The sequence below is a fragment of the Ramlibacter sp. AN1133 genome (assembly GCF_037890035.1).
Taxonomy (GTDB): domain Bacteria; phylum Pseudomonadota; class Gammaproteobacteria; order Burkholderiales; family Burkholderiaceae_C; genus Ramlibacter.
The window spans coordinates 37,053-45,122 of sequence record NZ_JBBKTQ010000038.1; the positions used below are offsets into that span (position 1 = coordinate 37,053).

An 8,070-nucleotide genomic window follows, 5' to 3' on the forward strand; every position below is an offset into this window, starting at 1 on the left:
GTAGGCCACCAAGAACCACGGCAGTAGACCACCCAAATTCATCAGATCCGCGCTAAGGTCACCGGCCGCTCCTAGCGTCCAGCTGGCTCCGCGACGTCTCACGGCATTCAGTGACAGCGATTTCTGCCGCCGATTGAAGCGCCAAGGGATGTTGCTTGTCTCAATGGTGAGCTATCCCTAGAAAGACATAGGCCGTCCGCAGTTCGTGTACCCGAACGAGTATGCAGAAAGACGGCTAACCAGCTGGCCAGAAGAGTCTCTGAACCGCACCAAAAAGCGGATGTTCACGAATCCGGCGGCGCGGCCCGTCGCCTTGTCGAGAAATGAAGTTGCGGGGAATTCATCGAACTCTGGCGTTGGGGTGAATGAGCAGCAGCCGGGATTCACCGCGCGGAATTCGTCGACATCACGATAGGGAACAAGCTGCTGCTGCTCAAGCTCGATTCCATCTGAATACTTCATGAGCGCTCGGCGTTCTTCTCCGTGGGCCAGCTGCATCCCTCCCGGAGGAAGTTTGTTGTAAGCGAACCGGATTGATGGATAGTAGGCAATGACAGCGGAAATGCCATCTCGGATTGTTGCTTGACGATCCAGAAAGCGATTCTCGTCAAAACAGAATCCCGCCAGGTTCAGGACTGGGTACACGGAAAGCGCCACCAACGGCGCCAGGATCCCGACGTGCCTGCGCCAGTAACGCTGAGGTGCGTCGCGCGACGCGTCGACGTGTTCAGCTTTGTTCAAGCAGTTCCCGAGTTCGGTTCAAAACGACAGCGGCTTCCATGTGCGACCTAACGTCGGAGTTGACCGGCACGCACCGGCAAGGCGCCGCCGGACGTATGCTCCCGCGCACGGCCGGCGGCGCCTTGCCGGTGCGTGTCCGCGTCGAACGACCTGTTAGACCGCAGCACGGAGCGCCTTCCGATAACGCTTGAGGTTCTTCGCCTTCCGCCCCGTGGGGAATTGAGTTAGCTCCAAACCGCAGCCCACTGTGGCGAGTGCCGATATCAGGTCGGCGGAAAAGCTGTCCGATTGGACCACGACGTCCCGCATGGCGATTCCGAAGTCCAGGGTCGATCTCTCCACGCCTTCGACTTCGCGCATGTTTCTTAGGGCAGTTGCGTGCTCACGGAGGAAGCGAACTGCATCGGCCTGCTGTTGCTCCAGTTCCTCAAATTCAGCGTCGCTGACCTCCAAGTTCACACCAGATGTCACGGCGCGCCGGCTGTTGGGGCGCGAAGAGCGCGGCTCACCGCGGCGCCAGACGGTACACGGCTCAACTGGACTCAGCGCAACGAGCCGCTCCACATCAGCGTCTCGGCCCACGAAATGAATGATGCAACCCATGCGGTCTAACGTTGGAGTTGACCGGCACGCAGTGACATTGCGCCGCGAGACGTATGCTCCCGCGCACGGCTCGCGGCGCAATGCCGCTGCGTGTCCGAGTCGAACGACCTGTTAGGCCGCAACCGGCGCGAGGTAGCACTCGCCGCCATCAAATCAGCCACCTCACTCCCCTTTTATCGGCTGCAGGACTTGTTCTACAAACCGGGCCGTCTGCCCTGTCTGGTCGGACGCCCCATCGCCACGAAACCGAGGGCACGAATAGCTAGCAGCGCGCAGCCAGGGCGAGCGCCCGCCCGACCGATTGCCTTGGCCGCGATCAACCATGTAGCCGATCCGCTCGGCAATGACCTCCTTGGTCTCCAGGTCGATCACCTTCAGGGAACTGCCGGCAATCCAATGCTGCCGCTCTTCTGGAGTGGAGATGTCCTCGAATGAAACCCCGTACCTCGGCCTCAACCCGGAGGCGGGAACACGGTCCAGGACGAACTCCCGATGCAGGAAGCGTTGTCCAGCGGCATCACCGGACATATGGCTGGTCACTCGTTCTACGTCCCGCATCCCACCTGTATACCGATACCGCTGCCCGTCCTTCGGATCTACGGCTTCCACGTAACGGTATCCTTGATACACGAACGTCAACGGCGTCGGCTTCTCCACCTTCGGCCAACGTCCACGAAGGAAGCTTGCGATGTAGTCGTCACCGCCGAAGTCGCTGCCGTATGGGTCGTCCATGGCGAACTGATCACCGTAGTTGATATTCCGTATCCGGACGTTCAGCAGCGCTATTCCTTCCACGTCGTTTACCTGCCGGCGAATGAAGACTCCCGCCTTCTTGCAGCGCTCCACCCACATGGCGCCGGCAACGGACTGCTGTTCCGACTTCATAGCGCTGGCTCCAGGCGCGGCGCAAGCCGCAAGTGCTCCCGCCAGCAGAACGATTGCAAGCACTCGCAGCGCAACCTGCTGTCTCAGGCCCCACAGCAATGCGGCGAGAACGAGGAATGCGATGTCAGGCAGATGCACCATTCTTGCGGTCTAACGTCGGAGTTGACCGGCACGCTGCGGCATTGCGCCGCGAGGCGTACGCTCACCAGCACGCTTCGCGGCGCAATGCCGCAGCGTGTCCGTGTCGAACGACCTGTTAGAGCGCATGCTGCGGTCCATGTGAGTGATGTTCCACCAAGAGATGGTGGAGACGCAATGGCATGACGAGGTCGCACCTACTGCATCTCATTGCGCCGGTGGCGTAGTTCAACGGGCCCGTGCAACTTGGACAGAAGAACCCAGAATTGCCAGGCTGCGACGGGTCCGGGTTCTGCCGAGGCCCGCCCACCTTCGCCACGGCATCAATAACCCAGGCTTCTACGGCGGTCGCAAAGAACGTGTCCCCCGAGGGGCAGTGAAGATGTCCTTCGCGGTGCTCGAGCGCAGTGGCGCAAAAGGGGCAGTACGGGGCCGGCGTTTTCATGCGCTCTAACGTCGGAGTTGACCGGCACGCGCCGGCAAGGCGCCGCGAGACGCATGATCACCCACGCGGCTCGCGGCGCCTTGCCGGTGCGTGTCCGCGTCGAACGATCTGTTAGACCGCAAGCGCACTAGGCTGCACATTTCGGCTCCGTCCACGAGTTTCCGAACTGACTCTTGAAGCTCTCGAGTTGCGCAGGAAGTGTTGGGTCGCGCTTTGCAAGCTCCTCAATCACCCAGGTGCCCCTGTGGCCCCGATAAAGAGAGGAAAGCACATAGAGCTGTGAGTCAATGTCGAAGCGGAGCTTGGCCAGGGCTTCTTTCGAGCAGCCGCGCGCCAAGTCGGCCTCGAGGACTCGCAATCGCTGCAGCTGGCTTAGCCCGAGATCGGCCTGCACGGAGGCCAGGACAGAGCCAAAGGACTCCTTAGCCTGAACTGCTCCAGCCCGAAGTCCAAGCCGATAGGAGGCGAGGCCAACCGCGACAACAGCCGTGGCTGACAGCGAAATAGCGAGAGAGCGGTTCATCTGCGGTCTAACGTTGGAGTTGACCGGCACGCACCGGCAAGGCGCCGCGAGACGTATGCTCGCGCGCACGGCTCGCGGCGCCTTGCCGGTGCGTGTCCGCGTCGAACGACCTGTTAGCCCTCAGCACGCCGCCCCTCCACGACTTCGAGATCCTCATCTTCGGCCCATTCCCGCAAAGCGGCTTCGCAGGCCTCTTGCTCGTATGAGTACCAGCCCTCAAGGAGGCCGCGGCGCTCCAGAAGGTCCTTCAACCGAGCATACGCGCTGCGCTTGGAGAAGTACGCTCGAACTTGGTCGTAGGCGTCAGGAGCGTTCGTCTCGACAAAGCGGAAAACCAGCCTTTGCCCAAGGTCTAGGTCATGCTTGTGCGGTACGCAGACGTAAAGCGTTCCGTCCTCCACGTCCTCGGGCAGATCCTCGTCGAGGTCCCCAGTGTCCGTAGCCCAAAAGATGCGACCGGATTCGCGACTCACGTACGCTGTGTTCTCGAACGGACCTGCCGCGCTCACCCACTCGAAGGCGTCGAGAAGTTCGGACAGGTACACGTGCGCGCGCATGGTTCAGATGAGGGCTAACGTCGGAGTTGACCGGCGCGCAGCGGCATTGCGCCGCGAGACGTATGCTCCCGCGCACGGCTCGCGGCGCAATGCCGCTGCGTGTCCGCGTCGAACGACCTGTTAGGCCGAGCGGCCGCGTGAACCATCCGATTAGCTTCGCACATAAGCGAACATCTCCCGCAGTTCACCGGCGATTCCGTGAAGGAACCCAAGCTCCACAACAATGCTGGCGATTGCGCGCCACCCTTGCGCTGAACCATAGCCAGGACGAATCTCGAACTCAAGGTGCACGTGCCCTGTGGGGTCGCATGCGGCGCGAATTCCAAATTCTTCCTCGATGGACCGCCATTCTCGCCCGCCGGCCCAAGCGGAGGAAGCGTTCCCTAGTTCCTCAAAGAAGGCGCTCAGCTCGGGCGCATACGGCGGGTTCTCCACCGTGATGCTCGCGTTGATACCTGGCGCGCAAATCGCAACCGCGAAGTGCCCAGGCCATTCGGTCCGCGACCGGTCTGGCACCGAGATCTTGATTTCTGGGCTCCCTCGGCCTCCGATCAGCAACTTCCCCATAGCGCGGCCTAACGTCGGAGTTGACCGGCACGCACCGGCAAGGCGCCGCAAGACGTATGCTCCCGCGCACGGCTTGCGGCGCCTTGCCGGTGCGTGTCCGCGTCGAACGACCTGTTAGGCCTCACTTGCCCTGCCTAGATCCGAGTACGAGAGATGAGGCTGCGGGGCTGCGCAGGCGGGTCAGGCTCAGTTTGGATGACCGATTCACAACTGAAGCACTTCAAACGCCGACTACCCCAAGGCTGCAATTTGGTATGACCTCCACTATCAGCGCACTTGGCGCACAGGAAGTGCGGGGGCTCCTCAGCCTCGAACTCGGTCTTGAGCTGATACGCAAGTGATCCAGTAGCAAACTTGAACAGTGAGTACCGTTCCGCGCGCTTCTGCTCCGCACGAACTTCTCCAAGTTCCTTCTCCAGGTGCGCAATCCGATTCAAAAGCTCCGACTGGCGCTCCTGGCTCGCGAGTGCGACCGCGGTAGCTTCCATGAGCTTGGAGTTCACCTCCGAAACGGCCGCGATCAGTTCGTTGTAGTTCGAAAGAGACGTTGCCGCTTTGGCGAGCTCGCCAACGGTCTTGACGCTCTGGATTGCGGCACTGATTTCAGCGTACATGCGATCTCCCAGTGAGGCCTAACGTCGGAGTTGACCGGCACGCAGTGGCATTGCGCCGCAAGACGTATGCTCCCGCGCACGGCTTGCGGCGCAATGCCGCTGCGTGTCCGCGTCGAACGACCTGTTAGACAGCACGGGCGCGATACAAGGCGGCATGTGCATGCAGGTACTCCCCAAGTGGGCCGATGCGAACTTCAGACCTGACGAGCTGCTTCAGCGGCTTGAGGTAAGCATAAGCAGAGACTAAGCTGGACGAGCCAACCTCTTCCAGTTGCAACAGCTTTCTGCGATATCCGTCGTGCTCGGCGACTCGTTCCAGTCTGTCCATGGCATCAAGCGTCTCACCATCAACGCGGAAGACCTGACCAGTCACGCGCAAGCCAGTGTCTGGTGCCTCAATGAGCCACGGCGAATGACGCTCCCCCACAAGGTACAGCGGATATGCCGCACAGGTCTTGAACTCCCCAGGGACCCGGGTGCCCCGATTGACGCCAAAGTTCGGGAACCCCTCCTTCAAGGTGCCAAAGACAAAGACCAAGTGCTCCATGACTGCGGTCTAACGTCGGAGATGACCGGCGGACAGTAGGACGGCGAAGCCGGCCCATAGGACGTCCGTGTCGATCGACCTGTTAGATTGCGCCGTCACTTCGTTTGAAATCCGCCAAGTTGAGCGACCAACCCAAGGTGGCTCTCCAGTGAGGCGCACTCTGTAGCTCGCCAAATATCGGTCAGCTCGTCTCTGAACTGCCCACGCAGCCAACAACTCACAAGCGGGCTCGCCGGACACTCCTCAAGTTCCAGGTGAAGAGCAAGGATCTCGGGGCGGGCAAGTTCCTTCGCGCGCTCTTCAAGTCGATCGATGAGGTGGATCTCTCCCTGTCGCATGGCCTGTTCGAGCATGAACTCCACGCTGACCGTAAGCAGCTCCGGCGGGACACCCGTAGCCGAGAAGCGAAACGCCCCCTTGACCAAGCGCGGAGATGGTCGCTGAGTGAGAACGAAGAGTTCGCCTTTGTAGTAGTTGCTCGATGTATGAATTCCGACTGCAATGACATATGTCTCGCCAAACAATCCGGGCGGCAACGTCTTGGGTCGGTAGATCTTGTAGCTTGAGTCTGGATAAGTCACTTGAGCTCCTAAGCAATCTAACGTCGGAGTTGACCGGCACGCACCGGCAAGGCGCCGCGAGACGTATGCTTCCGCGCACGGCTCGCGGCGCCTTGCCGGTGCGTGTCCGCGTCGAACGACCTGTTAGACCGCAGCGTCACTTCCTCACCTCCGCTTCCCAGCCGTCGTACGCACCGCCATGCTTTGCAGCGAGGACTGTCAACTCACGAGATCGCTCGGAGAGTTCGCCCGCGGACAGGAGTGTAGGTCTCTTCAAAAGCAGGAGCCAGTCGGTCCCGCGCGCAGCCCGCGCGATGCGCGCGACAACGTAGGCTGACCCTGGGAGTTCTGTCTTGGCGGCACGGGCGCTGCGCTCGTCTGGGAAATATAGGTAGAACCGAGTGAGGTGTGGCTTCGTCAGATCCGTGCCTGCTTTGCGCAACTGCTCGATTGTTCGAGCGTCCTCCGCGGCCTCCGCATTCACGGGCGCGCGCGTCGGCGCACAGGCGGAAAGCGTAACGGCGACAAGAATGACGACGAGCTTCTTCATGCGGTCTAACGTCGGAGTTGACCGGCACGCTCCGGCAAGGCGCCGCGAGACGTATGCTCCCGCGCACGGCTCGCGGCGCCTTGCCGGCGCGTGTCCGTGTCGAACGACCTGTTAGAGCTCATCTCGTCACTCCCCTTCGGCTCCCTCACTGGGTTCACTCGATTCATCGGATAGAGATCCTGTCAAGGGTAAGGATCGCGTACGCCGCTGCAAGGAACGTCGCTATGTACACCGCAGCCCAACCGCGTGCGTTAGACGGAACATACCTAGGCTTCACCCCATCCCTTAGCGCCAGTTTCTGATGCTCGCGCATGCGCCATCGCATGAGCAGTTGAACAACATAGTAGGGAAATAGAAAGAGAAGCAGGATAAGGACCACGCCCGCAAATGAAAAGCCCAGCAAGTTCTTCGCGAGCAGAGTCATAGCGAACATAGCGCCAAATAGAGGCAGTCCGACCGCTGGCTGCAATGGATGCCGAGATACTGTGTCTATGAGCGCCTCATACTCGTCGTGCTCGTACTCCGTGAACTCAGGCCGTCCCCAGAATGTGGGCGACCGCTTCCACGATGTTGCACGGGGCTTCCACGAACCGGGGCCTTGAAAGTCAGCGTTGCACTGCCGGCAAGTACCCGCGTCGGCATCAATTTCAGCGTCACAGTTCGGGCAGCGGGCCATGAGCTCTAACGTTGGAGTTGACCGGCGCGCACCGGCAGGGCGCCGCCGGACGTATGCTCCCGCGCACGGCCGGCGGCGCCCTGCCGGTGCGTGTCCGCGTCGAACGACCTGTTAGACGGCAGGGCCACGACCTGGCCTGGCATGAGACTGCTAGACATCATGCAAGTATCAGCACAACAATCCCGAGTAGTACGACAACGCCAATCGATATGAGCTGCAAGCGCCAAGCGTTGGATTGAAGGAAGCGGCCCAGTGGCCCCATCTCCGCATTCTCCGGCTCTTTAGGCCATGACGTCCAAAGCAGGTATCCCACATACGCTGCTGCGACGACGGGTCCCCAAAGGAGAACGGCGGGAGCCTCAAACGGCCGTCCTGCCGAAGCCATGAGGGTCAACGCTGACGCGGTGCCGCACAACAGGCCGATTGCAGCCTTCCTAGGCGCCGGCGGTAGGTCGTCGGAGCGAGAGTAGTGTGAGGAAAGCCGAACCAGAGCGGCGACGCCGAGCCAGCTTCCGACAAGGGCAAGCACCACGATCACAACGGGAATGCGAAGGGCAAGAATTGCCGGAAACAGAACGGAGGCCAACAGCACGGCCACACACGTCGGCGCCACAACGAACACGGCGAGAAATGCGAGCACGAGCTTCTTCATGCCGTCTAACGT

At 61.0% G+C, this 8,070-nt stretch carries 11 protein-coding genes; all 11 read right to left on the reverse strand.

Features of this window, described 5'->3' with window-relative positions; all coding sequences use genetic code 11:
* Positions 1-177 precede the first annotated feature (177 nt).
* Positions 178-741: a hypothetical protein gene (locus tag WG923_RS28975; RefSeq protein ID WP_340354507.1), complete on the reverse strand. Its 564-nt coding sequence runs from the start codon at positions 739-741 to the stop codon at positions 178-180.
* Between the two features lie 153 nt (positions 742-894).
* The gene (locus WG923_RS28980; protein ID WP_340354508.1) at positions 895-1,344 is read right to left on the reverse strand and encodes a hypothetical protein; all 450 of its coding nucleotides are present in this window, start codon (positions 1,342-1,344) and stop codon (positions 895-897) included.
* A 162-nt stretch (positions 1,345-1,506) separates the two neighbouring features.
* Complete coding sequence (locus tag WG923_RS28985; protein WP_340354509.1) at positions 1,507-2,229, reverse strand: hypothetical protein; 723 nt, start codon at positions 2,227-2,229, stop codon at positions 1,507-1,509.
* 710 nt (positions 2,230-2,939) lie between these two features.
* Positions 2,940-3,335, reverse strand: coding sequence for a hypothetical protein (locus WG923_RS28990; RefSeq protein ID WP_340354510.1), 396 nt, complete (start codon positions 3,333-3,335; stop codon positions 2,940-2,942).
* A gap of 113 nt (positions 3,336-3,448) precedes the next feature.
* Positions 3,449-3,880 carry a hypothetical protein gene (locus WG923_RS28995; RefSeq protein WP_340354511.1) on the reverse strand — a complete coding sequence of 144 codons (432 nt, stop codon included), beginning with the start codon at positions 3,878-3,880 and terminating at the stop codon, positions 3,449-3,451.
* 162 nt (positions 3,881-4,042) lie between these two features.
* On the reverse strand, positions 4,043-4,459 hold the full coding sequence (locus tag WG923_RS30455) for a DUF6228 family protein (RefSeq protein ID WP_445322995.1): 417 nt from the start codon (positions 4,457-4,459) through the stop codon (positions 4,043-4,045).
* 134 nt (positions 4,460-4,593) lie between these two features.
* Positions 4,594-5,073 (reverse strand): hypothetical protein, encoded by a 480-nt coding sequence (locus WG923_RS29000; RefSeq protein ID WP_340354512.1) that lies wholly within the window; start codon positions 5,071-5,073, stop codon positions 4,594-4,596.
* Between the two features lie 124 nt (positions 5,074-5,197).
* On the reverse strand, positions 5,198-5,620 hold the full coding sequence (locus WG923_RS29005; RefSeq protein WP_340354513.1) for a gamma-glutamylcyclotransferase family protein: 423 nt from the start codon (positions 5,618-5,620) through the stop codon (positions 5,198-5,200).
* Between the two features lie 95 nt (positions 5,621-5,715).
* Complete coding sequence (locus WG923_RS29010) at positions 5,716-6,201, reverse strand: hypothetical protein (RefSeq protein WP_340354514.1); 486 nt, start codon at positions 6,199-6,201, stop codon at positions 5,716-5,718.
* Positions 6,202-6,337: 136 nt separating this feature from the next.
* Positions 6,338-6,730: a ribonuclease E inhibitor RraB gene (locus WG923_RS29015; protein ID WP_340354515.1), complete on the reverse strand. Its 393-nt coding sequence runs from the start codon at positions 6,728-6,730 to the stop codon at positions 6,338-6,340.
* Positions 6,731-7,563: 833 nt separating this feature from the next.
* A partial coding sequence (locus WG923_RS29020) for a hypothetical protein (protein WP_340354516.1) occupies positions 7,564-8,070 on the reverse strand: 507 nt, incomplete at its 5' end.